Source organism: Vibrio chagasii (assembly GCF_024347355.1).
Classification (GTDB): Bacteria; Pseudomonadota; Gammaproteobacteria; order Enterobacterales; family Vibrionaceae; genus Vibrio; species Vibrio chagasii.
On sequence record NZ_AP025465.1, the window covers coordinates 2,648,597 to 2,662,949 of the forward strand.

16 protein-coding genes are annotated in these 14,353 nt (G+C 44.5%); 9 read left to right on the top strand and 7 right to left on the bottom strand.

Features of this window, described 5'->3' with window-relative positions; translation table 11 throughout:
- Positions 1 to 28: 28 nt before the first annotated feature.
- Positions 29 to 760 carry a 30S ribosomal protein S2 gene (gene rpsB / locus OCV52_RS12095; protein ID WP_032546326.1) on the bottom strand — a complete coding sequence of 244 codons (732 nt, stop codon included), beginning with the start codon at positions 758 to 760 and terminating at the stop codon, positions 29 to 31.
- A 458-nt stretch (positions 761 to 1,218) separates the two neighbouring features.
- On the opposite strand from rpsB, the gene map reads away from it, so the two are divergent.
- The 3 genes from map to OCV52_RS12110 all read left to right on the top strand — a co-directional run bounded on the left by map (position 1,219) and on the right by OCV52_RS12110 (position 5,423).
- Complete coding sequence (map, locus tag OCV52_RS12100; protein WP_004738580.1) at positions 1,219 to 2,097, top strand: type I methionyl aminopeptidase; 879 nt, start codon at positions 1,219 to 1,221, stop codon at positions 2,095 to 2,097.
- A gap of 138 nt (positions 2,098 to 2,235) precedes the next feature.
- On the top strand, positions 2,236 to 4,857 hold the full coding sequence (glnD, locus tag OCV52_RS12105; RefSeq protein WP_137407905.1) for a bifunctional uridylyltransferase/uridylyl-removing protein GlnD: 2,622 nt from the start codon (positions 2,236 to 2,238) through the stop codon (positions 4,855 to 4,857).
- A 182-nt stretch (positions 4,858 to 5,039) separates the two neighbouring features.
- Positions 5,040 to 5,423 (top strand): DUF3461 family protein, encoded by a 384-nt coding sequence (locus OCV52_RS12110; protein WP_061032602.1) that lies wholly within the window; start codon positions 5,040 to 5,042, stop codon positions 5,421 to 5,423.
- A gap of 104 nt (positions 5,424 to 5,527) precedes the next feature.
- Here OCV52_RS12110 and truC read toward each other — a convergent pair whose 3' ends face one another.
- Together truC and OCV52_RS12120 are read right to left on the bottom strand one after the other, a co-directional pair.
- Positions 5,528 to 6,277, bottom strand: coding sequence for a tRNA pseudouridine(65) synthase TruC (gene truC, locus OCV52_RS12115; protein ID WP_137407906.1), 750 nt, complete (start codon positions 6,275 to 6,277; stop codon positions 5,528 to 5,530).
- Positions 6,277 to 6,591 (bottom strand): YqcC family protein, encoded by a 315-nt coding sequence (locus tag OCV52_RS12120; RefSeq protein WP_137407907.1) that lies wholly within the window; start codon positions 6,589 to 6,591, stop codon positions 6,277 to 6,279. The genes truC and OCV52_RS12120 overlap by 1 nt, the downstream gene beginning before the upstream one ends.
- Positions 6,592 to 6,677: 86 nt before the next feature.
- On the opposite strand from OCV52_RS12120, the gene OCV52_RS12125 reads away from it, so the two are divergent.
- Positions 6,678 to 7,718: a DUF3549 family protein gene (locus OCV52_RS12125; protein WP_137407908.1), complete on the top strand. Its 1,041-nt coding sequence runs from the start codon at positions 6,678 to 6,680 to the stop codon at positions 7,716 to 7,718.
- Positions 7,719 to 7,806: 88 nt separating this feature from the next.
- A complete protein-coding gene (locus OCV52_RS12130) occupies positions 7,807 to 8,115 on the top strand; it encodes a DUF3301 domain-containing protein (protein ID WP_032498839.1) in 309 nt (102 codons plus the stop codon).
- Here OCV52_RS12130 and OCV52_RS12135 read toward each other — a convergent pair.
- On the bottom strand, positions 8,081 to 8,599 hold the full coding sequence (locus OCV52_RS12135; RefSeq protein WP_004738571.1) for a GNAT family N-acetyltransferase: 519 nt from the start codon (positions 8,597 to 8,599) through the stop codon (positions 8,081 to 8,083). The genes OCV52_RS12130 and OCV52_RS12135 overlap by 35 nt on opposite strands.
- Before the next feature lie 749 nt (positions 8,600 to 9,348).
- Here OCV52_RS12135 and OCV52_RS12140 point away from each other — a divergent pair.
- From OCV52_RS12140 to OCV52_RS12150, 3 genes are all read left to right on the top strand, one after another.
- On the top strand, positions 9,349 to 9,636 hold the full coding sequence (locus OCV52_RS12140; protein WP_137407909.1) for a hypothetical protein: 288 nt from the start codon (positions 9,349 to 9,351) through the stop codon (positions 9,634 to 9,636).
- Positions 9,637 to 9,700: 64 nt separating this feature from the next.
- Positions 9,701 to 10,144 carry a YaiI/YqxD family protein gene (locus OCV52_RS12145; RefSeq protein ID WP_004738567.1) on the top strand — a complete coding sequence of 148 codons (444 nt, stop codon included), beginning with the start codon at positions 9,701 to 9,703 and terminating at the stop codon, positions 10,142 to 10,144.
- Positions 10,145 to 10,262: 118 nt separating this feature from the next.
- Positions 10,263 to 11,012, top strand: a complete 750-nt coding sequence (locus OCV52_RS12150; RefSeq protein ID WP_137407910.1) for a MipA/OmpV family protein — start codon at positions 10,263 to 10,265, stop codon at positions 11,010 to 11,012.
- A 75-nt stretch (positions 11,013 to 11,087) separates the two neighbouring features.
- Here OCV52_RS12150 and OCV52_RS12155 read toward each other — a convergent pair whose 3' ends face one another.
- From OCV52_RS12155 to OCV52_RS12165, 3 genes are all read right to left on the bottom strand, one after another.
- Positions 11,088 to 12,674, bottom strand: coding sequence for an AbgT family transporter (locus OCV52_RS12155; protein ID WP_137407911.1), 1,587 nt, complete (start codon positions 12,672 to 12,674; stop codon positions 11,088 to 11,090).
- A gap of 388 nt (positions 12,675 to 13,062) precedes the next feature.
- A complete protein-coding gene (ykgO, locus tag OCV52_RS12160) occupies positions 13,063 to 13,188 on the bottom strand; it encodes a type B 50S ribosomal protein L36 (RefSeq protein ID WP_005380299.1) in 126 nt (41 codons plus the stop codon).
- Positions 13,189 to 13,449 (bottom strand): type B 50S ribosomal protein L31, encoded by a 261-nt coding sequence (locus OCV52_RS12165; protein WP_102425455.1) that lies wholly within the window; start codon positions 13,447 to 13,449, stop codon positions 13,189 to 13,191.
- Between the two features lie 123 nt (positions 13,450 to 13,572).
- Here OCV52_RS12165 and tsaA point away from each other — a divergent pair, with 123 nt between their 5' ends.
- Positions 13,573 to 14,268 carry a tRNA (N6-threonylcarbamoyladenosine(37)-N6)-methyltransferase TrmO gene (gene tsaA, locus OCV52_RS12170; RefSeq protein WP_137407912.1) on the top strand — a complete coding sequence of 232 codons (696 nt, stop codon included), beginning with the start codon at positions 13,573 to 13,575 and terminating at the stop codon, positions 14,266 to 14,268.
- Positions 14,269 to 14,353 lie beyond the last annotated feature (85 nt).

Genomic DNA, 14,353 nt, shown 5'->3' on the forward strand with positions numbered 1-14,353 from the left:
CTAAGCCAAGCGTGATTCAGAGCCGCTATTATTCAGCTTCTACAAAACCATCTTTTTCAGCAGCTACAGCAGCAACGTCTTTGTTACGACCTTCTTTAACCGCGTCTGCAGCAGCGTTTAGGTAAAGCTGTACTGCACGGATTGCATCGTCGTTACCTGGGATAACGAAGTCAACGCCGTCTGGGTTAGAGTTAGTATCAACTACAGCGTAAACTGGGATACCTAGGTTGTTTGCTTCTTTAACTGCGATGTGTTCGTGATCAGCATCGATTACGAATAGAGCGTCTGGTAGGCCGCCCATGTTCTTGATACCACCAAGAGACTTCTCTAGCTTCTCCATTTCACGAGTGCGCATTAGAGCTTCTTTCTTAGTTAGCTTGTCGAAAGTACCGTCTTGAGCTTGCGCTTCAAGTTCTTTCAGACGCTTGATAGACTGACGAACAGTTTTGTAGTTCGTTAGCATACCGCCTAACCAGCGGTTGTTAACGTAGAACTGGTTGCTGTTTACAGCAGCTTCTTTAACAGCTTCAGATGCAGCGCGCTTAGTACCAACAAAAAGAACTTTACCTTTCTTCTCACCAACTTTAGCGATTTCTGCTAGAGCTTCGTTGAACATTGGTACAGTTTTTTCTAGGTTGATGATATGTACTTTGTTACGAGCACCAAAGATGAATGGCTTCATTTTTGGGTTCCAGTAACGAGTTTGGTGACCGAAGTGAACACCAGCTTTAAGCATATCGCGCATTGATACAGTTGCCATTTTAAAATCCTCTATGGGGTTAGGCCTCCACATCCCCCATGAATCCGACCCCTAACAACTAACCACTTTTCAGCCGTTATTTGTGTTGTTGAAGCACCCCGGAACATGTGACGGAATGTGTGTGATTTAAAGATATAAGTTAGTGGATACCAAAGCCTGTTTCGCCAGTTGGAGAAAACAGTCCTGATGTCCGGCGCGCTTTATACCATATTTTGTCTATCTATGGCTAGAAAAAAATCGAAAAATGGCGACTGCTATACTGATCTCTGAAGGTAATTTTCCCCTATAAAATAGTGTCTATATCAAACGGCTTCTGCATCCGTTAGCCGAGCATTATTTAATCACGTTAACAGTATCCACCGGTATTGTACGGACATGGTAATGTTGCGCTAAATTGCTGCACTGATAGAATAGTCCCAATATGCACACTTAGGTGCTACCAAATTAAGAGATATGCAATGGCTGTAAAAATTAAAACTGCTGAAGAAATTGAAAAAATGCGCGTCGCCGGCAAACTGGCTGCTGAAATTCTAGAGATGATCGAACCTCACATCCAAGTAGGTACGACGACAGAAGAGCTAAACCAAATCTGTCATGACTACGCTCTAGAAAGAGGCGCATACTCAGCACCACTTGATTACCACGGTTTCCCTAAGTCTATCTGTACGTCTATCAACCACATCGTGTGTCACGGTATTCCGGCATCACAAGACGAAACTGGTAGCACAGGTCAATTTAAGCCTGCTGTACTTAAAGATGGCGACATCCTTAACGTAGATATCACGGTAATCATCCCTGACGACGAAAATGCAGATCTAAGCACTCGTCCTCAAGGCTACCACGGTGATACGTCTAAGATGTTCCTTGTGGGTGAAGTTTCACCAGCAAACAAGCGTCTATGTATGGTTGCTCAAGAAGCACTTTACGAAGGCATGCGCCAAGTGAAGCCGGGTGTTCAACTTGGTCAAATCGGTACGGCTATTGAGAAGTACATCAAGACCAACAACAAGAACAACCCTCGCGCTAAGTTCTCTATTGTTAAAGATTACTGTGGTCACGGTATCGGTTCTGAGTTCCACGAAGATCCGCAAGTTGTACACTACAAAAACAACGACCGCACAGTACTGAAAGCGGGCATGTGTTTCACTATCGAGCCAATGATCAACGCCGGTAAGTTTGGCTGTCGTCTTGATGACGAAGATAGCTGGACAGTGTATACAGCAGACAGCAAGAACTCGGCTCAATGGGAGCACACACTAGTCGTAACAGACACGGGTTGTGAAGTTCTAACACTGCGTAGCGATGATACTATTCCACGTATCATGAAAAACGCTTAGTTCACTGAGCTAAACGCATCAAACCTTTAAAAATATCCTCGCATTGTCGAGGATATTTTTTATCCGCTCAATTTCGATTTTCCACCAGCTTCTGGTAAATTGTTTAATATTCTCATTTGCTTGCACGGATAGCAGACTATGCCTTATCAATGCCCTCTTACGTTCAATGACGAACAAATTGAAATCTGCGAATTAAAAAATCAGCTCGAGATCTTCACGCAGTACCAAAAAAATGAATTTCTAAACCATCATCCTGTCACGGACTTGGTATTGCTCCGCTCTGAATACATGGACTTGTTACTCAGACGCTTATGGGAGCATTTCGGTTTTAGCAACCTACCTCATATTTCGCTAGTTGCTGTGGGTGGCTATGGTCGTGGTGAACTTCATCCGCTGTCGGACATTGATATCTTAATCGTATCCCAAAAAACATTGCCACCAGCCCTTGGTGAAAAAGTCAGTCAGTTCATCACCTTACTGTGGGATTTAAGGCTCGAAGTTGGCCACGCGGTGCGTACCATTGCTGAGTGTATTGATATCGGTTTCGATGATCTAACCGTCGCCACCAACCTACAAGAGTCGCGCTTATTGTGTGGCAGTGAAGATACCTTTCAAGAACTTAAGCTGAAGATTCATTCCGATTCCTTTTGGCCAAGTGAGACCTTCTACAAGGCAAAAATTCAAGAACAGAGAGAGCGTCATGCGCGCTACCACGATACCACTTACAACCTTGAACCTGATATCAAGTCTACGCCAGGCGGTCTACGAGACATCCACACGCTCAGTTGGGTAGCTCGTCGTCACTTCGGTGCGACCTCTTTACTTGAAATGAGCAAGTACGGCTTCCTTACTGATGCCGAGTATCGCGAGCTCGTAGAATGCCAAGACTTCTTATGGCGCGTTCGCTTCGCACTGCATATTGAGCTGCGCCGCTACGACAATCGCCTGACGTTTGCCCATCAAGCACAAGTCGCCGAACACCTTGGCTACACAGGCGAAGGCAACCGCGGTGTCGAGATGATGATGAAGGAGTTTTATCGAACCCTTCGCCGAGTAGCAGAGCTCAATAAAATGCTGCTCAAACTATTCGACCAAGCGATCATTAATGGTGGTGAGACAGAAGAAGCTGAGATTCTCGACAATGACTTCCAACGCCGAGGTTCATTGATAGAAGCGCGCAAGCCTGCCCTATTCCAAGCAAGGCCGGAGACCATTCTCGATATGTTTATCCATATCGCCAATGACTCTTCCATCGAAGGCGTTAGCCCTCCAACATTACGACAACTGCGTACGGCACGTCGCAGGCTTAACCGCTTCCTGCATACTATCCCAGAAGCGCGTGAGAAGTTTATGACTCTGGTTCGCCACCCCAATGCATTGCACAAAGCATTTAGCTTGATGCACAAATTGGGAGTGCTTTCAGCGTATCTACCGCAGTGGAGCCAGATCGTCGGCCAGATGCAATTCGACCTGTTCCATGTTTATACCGTAGATGAGCACAGTATTCGACTGCTCAAACACATCAATCGCTTTGGTCAAATTGAAAACCACGACAAGCACCCTATCTGTTGTGAAGTCTACCCTCGAGTGCAGAAGAAAGAGCTGCTGATCCTAGCCGCTATCTTCCACGACATTGGCAAAGGTCGTGGCGGTGATCACTCAGAGATTGGTGCGGTCGAAGCGTACTCTTTCTGTATTGAGCATGGCTTATCAAAACCAGAAGCCAAGCAAGTGGCGTGGCTAGTACAAAACCACTTGTTGATGTCTGTTACCGCTCAACGTCGCGATATCTACGATCCAGAAGTGATAACCGAATTCGCCAAGAAAGTACGTGACGAAGAATCACTAGAGCTGCTGGTTTGCTTAACCGTTGCCGACATCTGTGCAACCAACCCAGAGCTATGGAACAGTTGGAAACGAACCCTACTCGCAGAGTTATTCCACTCAACTCAGCGTGCGCTGCGACGCGGCCTAGAAAATCCGGTCGACGTTCGAGACCGTATTCGTCACAACCAACAAATGGCATCCGCCCTACTGCGCAAAGAAGGCTTCACCGCTCGTGAAATTGAAGTGTTGTGGCAACGCTTTAAAGCCGATTACTTCTTACGTCATACCCACAAACAGATTGCATGGCATTGTGAACATCTACTACGCCTAGAAGATCCAAGCCAGCCTTTAGTTTTGATAAGCAAAAAAGCGACACGAGGCGGAACAGAAGTATTTGTTTACAGCAAAGACCAAGCGGCACTATTTGCCACCGTGGTTGCCGAGCTCGACAGACGTAACTTCAACGTTCATGACGCTCAGGTTATGGCGAGCAAAGATGGTCATGTTCTGGATACCTTTATCGTGCTAGATCAACATGGCAAGGCAATTGACGAAGCAAGACATAAAGCTGTCGCAAAACATCTGACCCATGTTTTGGCAGATGGCCGTCCAACGAAGATTAAGACACGTCGCACCCCGCGTAACCTACAGCACTTTAAGGTAAAAACTCTGGTTGAGTTCTTACCAACCAAGAGTAAAAAACGCACCTTGATGGAACTAAGAGCACTCGATACTCCAGGGCTACTGGCACAAGTTGGGGCGACCTTCGCAGAGCTGGGTATTAATCTGCATGGCGCTAAAATTACTACCATTGGCGAACGTGCAGAGGATCTGTTTATTCTGACCAGTGACACAGGTGGACGACTTTCTGAAGAGCAAGAACAGGCGCTCAGAGAGAGGCTAACAGAGCATGTTTCGGAGCTTGCGCCTTAGAACTCGAATGGAGTACAACTCGCTGGTTGAATAACCAAATAAGTGTGGGCAAAGATAGAGAGCGATCTTGCCCACAACTTACAATCAATTCACAGATATCAACTATCTAGCTCGTCGTTAGGCTGCTACATTGATTAAGTCAATTACATAAAAGTATTACATTCATAAACTAGAGGTCGCTTATGTATCCAAACCTCACTGGCTTAGGTATCCACGAGCCTAAACAGATTGAACGTTACTCCCTTCGCCAAGAAGCACACAAAGATATCCTGAAGATTTATTTTCGTAAGCAGAAAGGCGAGCTGTTCGCGAAAAGCGTTAAGTTTAAGTACCCACGACAAGTAAAAAGTGTGCTTGTTAGCGGTGGCAATAATCAATACAAAGAAGTGACTGAGATTAACCGCAACCTCACGCTTGTGATTGATGAGCTTAATAAAATCACCAAACCTACGCCAACCACTGAGACGGATGTAAAACAGAAGATCCTGACCGACCTACGCCATTTAGAGAAGGTTGTGTCTAGTAAGATCGCTGAGATCGAAGCGGATCTAGAAAAACTAAAATGATCCCGATGCTAGGCAATTAATGACTATCGTTGGTTGATCGACTCAGGTTATACAGACAACAAAAAGGGCTGATATCACTATCAGCCCTTTGTTTTATCTAACTATTATTTAGACGACCGTGTTTGCGCATCGACTAAATTTGTATCCCAATCAAAGGCTTCAAATAACTGTAGCCAAGTTTCATCAAGGCTTGCCTTCATCACTAATTCTTCTTTAGTGAAAGGGTGAATAAAGCGCAACTCTGAAGCGTGCAATAACAAACGGTGTGAATCCAAGTTTTCACGGAATAGGCGGTTATGCTTACCATCACCATGAGAAGTATCGCCAACAATTGGGTGTCTTAGGTGGGCCATATGACGGCGCAACTGATGTTTACGGCCCGTCTTCGGCAACATCTCAACTAAGCAGTAACGGCTCGTTGGAAAACGCCCTGTCGAATAGGGTACTTCCACTTTTGCTAACGGTTCATAAGCCGTCACGGCCTCTTGTGCTTCTTTGTCCTCTTTTGCAAACTTATCCGCAATCTTGTCTAGCTCGACTTTAAGTGGGTAATCAAGCGTATCGCCTTCTTCTATCCAACCACGAACAATTGCATGATAAGTCTTTTGCATCTCATGGTTAGCGAACATCGGCATCACATCAGAAGCCACTTCACTTGAGAGTGCGAACACCAATACGCCAGAAGTCGGCCTATCTAAACGGTGCAATGGGAACACGTGTTGACCAATTTGGTCACGCAGAGTCTGCATCACAAACTGAGTCTCATGTTTATCTAGCCATGAGCGGTGCACCAGCATTCCTGCAGGCTTATTTACCGCGACAAAGTACTCATCTTGATAAATGATCTCTAACATTAGGCGCATACCTCATCAATGCTTTGAATCGTCACTAGTAGCTCAGCTTTGTCCGCCTCGTTTTTCCATACTTCACCAAAATATGGATGAATAGCAAACCCTTTAGGTAAAGGCATTTTCGCGTCAATCATCGCATTGATCTTTACGATGAAGATCCACTGTAGCCACTCTTCGGGTTGAAGTGAATCGATAGCAAAAGGTTCAACGCTTGCCAGAGCTTCATCCGACGGTGCAACGCTACTCCACAGAGAGCATTGGCGCATTTGTTGTTCTAATTGTTGAAGTAATGGAGGTAACTTTGTGGCAGCTGTCATTTTTCACCAAGTTATTTATCTAGTGACCTTGAAATTGGGGCATAGAGTACCATCTATTGAGGAAAGAAAGTTAGGAGCTTATTACTATGGAAACCATTCACACGCTCACTCAGTTATTGAAGAATAGCGGTTGCCAATACGATATCTACGATCTCGGTCGTCGTATCCAGAAAATCGACAACACCTTATTCTCAGATGTTGAGCAAGGGAAACAGCCGTACCCATTTCCACTTCAGAAACAAGCTCACTTAGCGATCAGCTACTGGAATGAACAGAAGCAGCCATGGATCTGGTTCTTAAAATTCAAACTGGATGAAAGAGGTCTACTTAACCAAGCCGATGTAGGTAACTTTTTGAAGTTCGTATTAGAAGCGATGGGCACACGCTTAAGCGGTGAGATCAGCGAAGAGCAACAAGAGAAGCTGTCGAACAACCCATACACCTTCAAGCCTTCTGAAGACAAAATGGCGGTATTCCATAGCCAAGTAAGAGCAGAATTAGATCTTGCGACCAGCCAATACTATGAACATGCTCAACACTACTTCACCGGCGAGTTAGGTTGGGACAATTGGCAGACTGTTGGCCTTCAAGGCATCACTGATATGTGTGCCCGTCTCGGCAGCCAACAAAACGGTGTCGCGATTCGTAAATCCTTCAATAAGCTTCCTTCTGAGCCACTTTACGCGACATTAGGCGCACTTGAGCACACACAAATTAATGACAAGCTGGCTCAACGCTTACAAGAGATGGCCGAGAACGAGATCAACAGCAGCGAACCGGACCTGTTCTTGTTGTCTGCACTGGTGCGTGCCCTATCAGGTGCAGAGCCAAGCATCACCAATGCAGTGATTAACCAAGTTCTGGCGAGCCCACGCTTAAGTCATCAAGAAGTCCTGATTGGCTTAGCAGGCCGAAGCTGGCACGCTCTACAAGACCCAGCAATTGCTGAGCAATTCTTGTTGCGCCTCGCACAAACTGGCAATCAAAACCTATTCAACCAGCTATTTGCTGATCTAGTGATGATTCCAGCTCTGAGAATGGTATTTTTACCATTGCTGAACTCAAACCCATCTCCAGAATTGGCGAATGCACTGATCGAGTTACAACAAGCTACTAAATCTCAGTAATACTTTAGCAACTCGCTGATAAGCATTAATAAAACTGCTTAAAGCTAGGGTTAAATAGGAAGAAAAAGTAAAAGGAAGTATGGATTAAATGATAGATAACTTATTGGCTATTTTGTTTCTGTGCTTCTTTTGCTTTCTGTTTTGGCAGCAGCGCAGGCAATCTGAGCTTGCGAAAGCTGCCATTGCGAGAAAGTGTAAAGAGCTCGACTTGCAGCTGTTAAGTGTTGCTTTTAGTGGTCATAAACTGAAGATGCGCCATGAACTCACGACCATTTGGCGCTGGCACACCATTTACCAATTTGAGTTTTCAGCGTTAGGGGATGACTGTTACAAAGGGAAACTGACCATGGTAGGTTTCCGTTCTATGCGGTTTGAGCTACAGCCTCATAGAATGTAACGTCGCAATAAGCGGTGTATCGATATTCATGATAGGGGCCAAACTGATCTTGTTTGGTCTCTTTAAATACAAAGCCGAGTTTTTCTAAAAGCTTAATCGATGGATTATGACCGACATTAACGGTCGCGAAAACATTGGTCAAACGCTCTTCAAAGCACACCAAATTAAAGAAAGGTTTCAGTACCTCACTAGCAAAACCTTGATTCCAATACTCTTTATCCAAGATAAAACCTAACTCGTGCTTACCTTCTTCTGATGAGATAAATACATGCCCAAGATATTCACGGGTTTGGTTATGGATAATGGCGCGGCAAAAGCCGACATTGTCTTGCAGTATCTCTTGAAATAGTTGCTTCGCAGAAGCGATAGAATGCGGCCCATTCATCTCTGCTCGATTAATCGGGCAGCAATTGAGCTTAATGAAGTCATGCTGTAGCTGTTCGGTATAAGGTACTAACAGCGTTCTTGAGGTTGCTATCGTCATAAAACACTCCTTGTGTTGACCGTTAGCAGAAAAGCAGATGTATTGCTCCTAAATAAAGAGCCTCTAGATGGGTGAAATGTCCAGATAAAGAAAAGCCCCGACACCGAAGTGTCAGGGCTAGGGTCTTACTCGCAGCAGTCCGGCTACTAATTAATGCTCCATGCATCATCCATAATAGTGGCTGTAATCCTTCAGCTCTTTCCTTTACTTCGCCGTCCTAGCGGTGTCCAATCATCCTGAAAGCTAACAATCCTAGTTAGCGCACATCACTTGTTCCGTGAGCGGTGTCCTTTACATCATCCTGATGCTAATCCAACCCTTTATCCTAAAGGTGTCCATTGTCATTCCATTGCAGCTAACTTCCTGTTAACTGACTGTGTCCCTACAATGTCCTTGCGCTCCATGCTTGATCACTCAATCCTAAGTAACCAAATCTTCATCCTGAAGATAACCAATTCCTTGGTGCTTTCCTGTTCCGTGTCAGAATCCTTCCGACAAGGTTTAATTTACGCGATTTAGGATTTCGGACAATAGATTTGCATCACATTTTGAATTCAACCAAGTTGTTAATTATATAAAACAATTAAAATTCAACACTTTAACTATATGCATATCAATTTCTCTAGAGAAGTATTCGCGTTATCTCACAGCGTTTGTAAGAGATCTCTCACACGCTATAGGCAGTTTTATGATTCGCTATCGGTCACCGGAGCGAGTAAAATGACCAAAGACTAAAAATGGAGGTCAACATGCTGACAAAAGATGTTTCTGAAGAGTTGAAATCAGTGCTTGAAGGACTGCAAGCACAAGGCAAAGAGCCAACAGTTGCGTTAGTAAAAGCTCGTATGAGTACATCGGTTCCCATGCCTGCGTTAATCACGACCATTAAAAGCTGGAAAAACGCGAACCGCGTTCCCAAGGTAGAAGTGGCTGCACAACAAGAACCAGAGGTCGATCGTATTGGCCAACTAGAAAAACAAATTATTGAACTTACCGCTCGCGTCGCCACGCTTGAAGCCAAATTAGCTGAGCAGTAAGTTAGCCGAGACGTAAGTTAACAAAAATAAATCAACAGATTAGCTAACAGAGAAATAGAACACTATGAAGATATGGGTTGATGCGGACGCTTGTCCTAAGGTTATCCGAGAAACCATCGTACGCGCAGCTGAGCGAACCGGTGTTGAATGCACCTTCATCGCGAATCACGTTGTCCCAGTACCGAAGCGTAACAACATTCACTCTATTCAAGTACCAAGCGGATTCGATATCGCCGACAATGAAATAGTAAAACGTACAGAGAAAGGCGACCTAGTGATTACTTCAGATATTCCTCTTGCTGACGAAGTGATCACTAAAGGCGCACTCGCGCTGAGTTCTCGTGGGGAGCTTTACACCAAAGAGACCATTAAAGCGCGCCTGAATATTCGCGACTTTATGGAAACCATGCGCTCAAGTGGCATCCAAACAGGTGGCCCAAGTTCACTATCTCAAACCGACCGTCGTGAGTTTGCTAACCACCTTGATCGCCTACTAGCAAAGCGCTAACCCTCCCTTCTTCTCCAGAGAGATCTGGGAACGTCTCATTGAGGCAACAAAGAGCTCTGTGAAATTTTAATCGACCTACTCCGTTCTTGATATTTATTACAATAACGGAGTATTGATTATGGTTCGTCGCATTGCTTTAGCACTATCCATCACTTTAGGAAGCACTCAACTGTCCTTCGCCAATCAAGAATATGGCATCGTTGGCGGCAGCCTCACTTACGGCGAAAGTGTTTTTTCTACTAAGAGTACCCCGCAACTTGGTGCGACATCCAACCTCTTTTATTCTGGCTCTAAAGGCTTTATTGATGGCAGCTTAGCAAACTGGCAACTGCTGCCTTTTGTCGGACTATCTGGAAACTGGCGGTTCGCTGAAGTATCAGATACCTTCGTTGACCTACCCAATGGCATTCAAGACAGAGATGGCAATGGCATTCAAGACAGAGATGGCAATGGCGAACTCGGGATAACTCTGGGGACAGTAGGCGCTAGACTCACCTACTTACACGACGTAACCTCAGAGCATAATGGCTACGAAGTTCAGCTACATCTAGGCAGTACGTTAGAAACATGGGCAAAGCCATTAACCATTACCCCCTACCTCGAAGTCGATTATCGTGACAAAAAACTCTCTAATCACCTCTACGGCATTTCAAGCAGCGAATCCTCTGTATCAGGGCTAGTTCAGTTTGATGCGGAGTCTACCTTTGTTTATCAAGCAGGGCTCATTGGCCTCTATGAATTTACACCACGCTGGATTGGTATTGGCAAGATGGAATTGACTCACCATGATTCAAAAAGCCCTCTCATCCAAAGGGATATAGGGTGGTCACTGGAGATTGGTTTAACCTACCGTTTTGCAGGCTTGTGATCCCTATCTTCCAATAAAGAAAAAGCCCGCACACTGTGCAGGCTTTCGATGTAATCATAAAACAATGATTAGATTCTATGGCGTGTAGTACGTTGCTGCACCTGGGCCAACTGGCAGACCAAATACGAATACCCACACGTAGAACATTAAGCTCCAACCAACGATGAATACAATCGAGTATGGAAGCATAGTTGCAATCAGAGTACCAATACCTAGGTTCTTCATGTAACGCGTTGCTACAGCAAGGATAAGACCGAAGTAGCTCATCATTGGAGTAATGATGTTCGTTGTTGAATCACCGATACGGTAAGCCGCTTGAATTGTTTCTGGTGCGTAACCAACAAGCATTAGCATTGGAACAAAGATAGGTGCTGTTACTGCCCACTGAGCAGAAGCTGAACCAATCATCAGGTTAATGAAGCCACACATTAGGATGAATGCGAAGAACAACATTGGACCTGTTAGGCCGATGTCTTGTAGGAAGCTTGCGCCCGCTACTGCGAATACTTGACCGAAGTTAGTCCACTTGAAGAAAGCAACAAACTGAGCAGCGAAGAATACAAGTACGATGTACATGCCCATAGAAGACATAGACTTAGACATTGCATCGATAACATCGCGGTCAGTTTTCATTGTGCCGGTAACTTTACCGTAAACGAAACCAGGAACTGCGAAGAATACGAAGATGAACGCTACGATACTCTTAAGGAACGGAGAACCTGCTACCGTGCCAGCTGCAGAACGTAGAACACCGTCTTCAGGAACAATTGTCCAAGCAAGAAGAGCTGATACTGCTAGAACTGCGATACCTGCTAGCTTAAGACCTTTCTTCTCAACGTCTGTTAGCTTGCCCATTGTATCGTTTGATAAATCTTCAGACGCTTCTTCGTCGTTGTATTTACCCAGTTTTGGTTCAACAATCTTCTCAGTTACGAATGCACCCGTAATTGCGATGAAGAAAGTAGAAACAAACATGAAGTACCAGTTTGATTCTGGACCAACTGTGTAAGTCGGGTCGATCATCTGTGCTGCTGTTTCTGTAATACCAGAAAGCAGTGGATCAACCGTACCGATTAGAAGGTTTGCAGAGTAACCACCAGATACACCAGCGAATGCTGCCGCTAGACCAGCAAGAGGGTGACGACCTAAAGAGTGGAAAAGCATTGCTGCAAGTGGAATTAGTACCACGTAACCAAGCTCAGAAGCTGTGTTAGAAATGATACCTGCGAATACCACAGTTACTGTAACCATGCGCTTAGACGCGCCCATTACCATGCCACGCATCGCAGCAGATAGTAGACCTGAGTGCTCAGCAATCGCTACACCTAGCATTGCAACAAGCACGGTACCTAATGGCGCAAAGCCAACAAAGTTTTTAACTAAATTAGTTACGATAAGCTGTAAGCCTTCAGCATTAAGTAAGCTTACAACGTGGATCATGCCGTCAGCAGCACGACCTGGAGCACCTTCTGGACGAGGGTCCATAACAGACACTTCAAAGTACCCTGCGATACCAGAAGTCACTAAGATTGCGACACAGAAGATTGCGAAAAGAGTGATCGGGTGGGGTAATAGATTCCCCAAATACTCAACACCATCGAGAAAACGGGTAAAAATAGGTTTCTTTGGCGAGTTGTTTTTTATTGAAGCTGATGAACTCATCAGTTCCCTCCTTGTAGTGATTCCTATGCAATTGTGACAAAAATGTTCAAATTGCAGGCGAAGGGTACGCGACAAAATTATCAATTAGAAATTCAAAATGTTACAAAATGTGTAACAAGCGACGATGTTTAACTCTATTTGAACAATTAATTAGCAAATTAAACCATAATAAACACAAAAATCAGATTTATAATTCACAATCATACATTCACTATTAATATGACTTACGATATAACCTCTTGATTAGTTTAAAAATAAAGTTCAGCGTACGATAAATAACCACTCGGTATTTAATCAACTAGCATATGAAGGAAAAGAAAAACCGTTAAATGAATAAAGTTTGACTTTCCCCTCGTTTTTTACAGGTGTGTCACATCCAATTGACTGCTTATTTTTGAACCGCTTTGAACCTTGGGTTGGTTTTGCAAATTACATATAGGCGCCCTCTACGCTTAACGATTTGACAATCAGGGTGACGGCTCTTTGCACTTTTAAGTGATTTTACAACCTTCATCTATTTAGCTCCCTTACCCAATTGACCAAAGCGGCGAGTAAAGTTCGCCACGCGACCTTCTTTATGAATCACTCGTTGCTTACCTGTATAGAAAGGATGAGACTTTGAAGACACTTCAATAGTGAAGTAAGGGTAAGTATTGCCATCTTCCCATTCGATAGTACGGTCTGTTTTCAAGGTTGAACCTATCAAGAAGTATTCATCAACACTGGTATCATGAAAAACCACAGTGCGGTAATCAGGATGGATATTTGGTTTCATTTGTTTCCCCTAAATTATTATTTGATATGTTATAACATTGCAAATGATAATTATTATCAAAAGAAAAACAAGTTATTTTGTGATATTTTCCGGCCATAGATCGTAATTAGAGAACGTCCCCCCATGTACTCCATTGAACCTATTGGCTTTATAGAATCTCCCTATAAAGAGAAGTTCGCGGTACCAAGGCAGCCTAGGTTGGTGCCGACATCAACCTCTAGAGTAAGGCTTGTTGACGCGGCAAACTGTCTAGAGTCGGTTCGCCACATCGAGCAATTCAGCCATGTGTGGCTCCTATTTCTATTCGACAAAAACCTTGAGGCGGGCTGGAAGCCGACAGTGAGGCCACCTCGACTGGGTGGTAATGAACGCATTGGGGTTTTTGCATCTCGTGCCACATTCAGACCCAACGGGATTGGCATGTCAGCGGTGGAGTTAAAAGGCGTATCTCAAGATAAAGGGCAAACTTGGCTAGACCTTGGCAGTGTCGATTTAGTCGACGGGACACCAATTATCGACATCAAGCCTTACATCCCCTACTCCGATTCCATTCCGGATGCACAGGGAGGGTTTGCAGCCGAAGAGCCAGAGGTGTTAGAGGTTAACTTTTCACAACAGGCACAAAGCAAACTGGCACAGCACCCAGAGGCACGCCATATTATTCAAGTGATCAAAGAGGTATTAGGCCAAGATCCTCGACCTGCCTATAAGAAAGGCAAGCCAGACAACAAGGAATATGCGGTAAATTTGTTCGATCTTAACGTGAAATTCGTTATTGAGGCGTTTTTCATCAATGTAACTGACATCGAACGCTTTTGAGATCCCAAATAGGCTGATACTATATGCGGCTATATCGGATTTGCTGCTGCCTATAGCGGCAGTAAATTTACTTTTATTAATGATG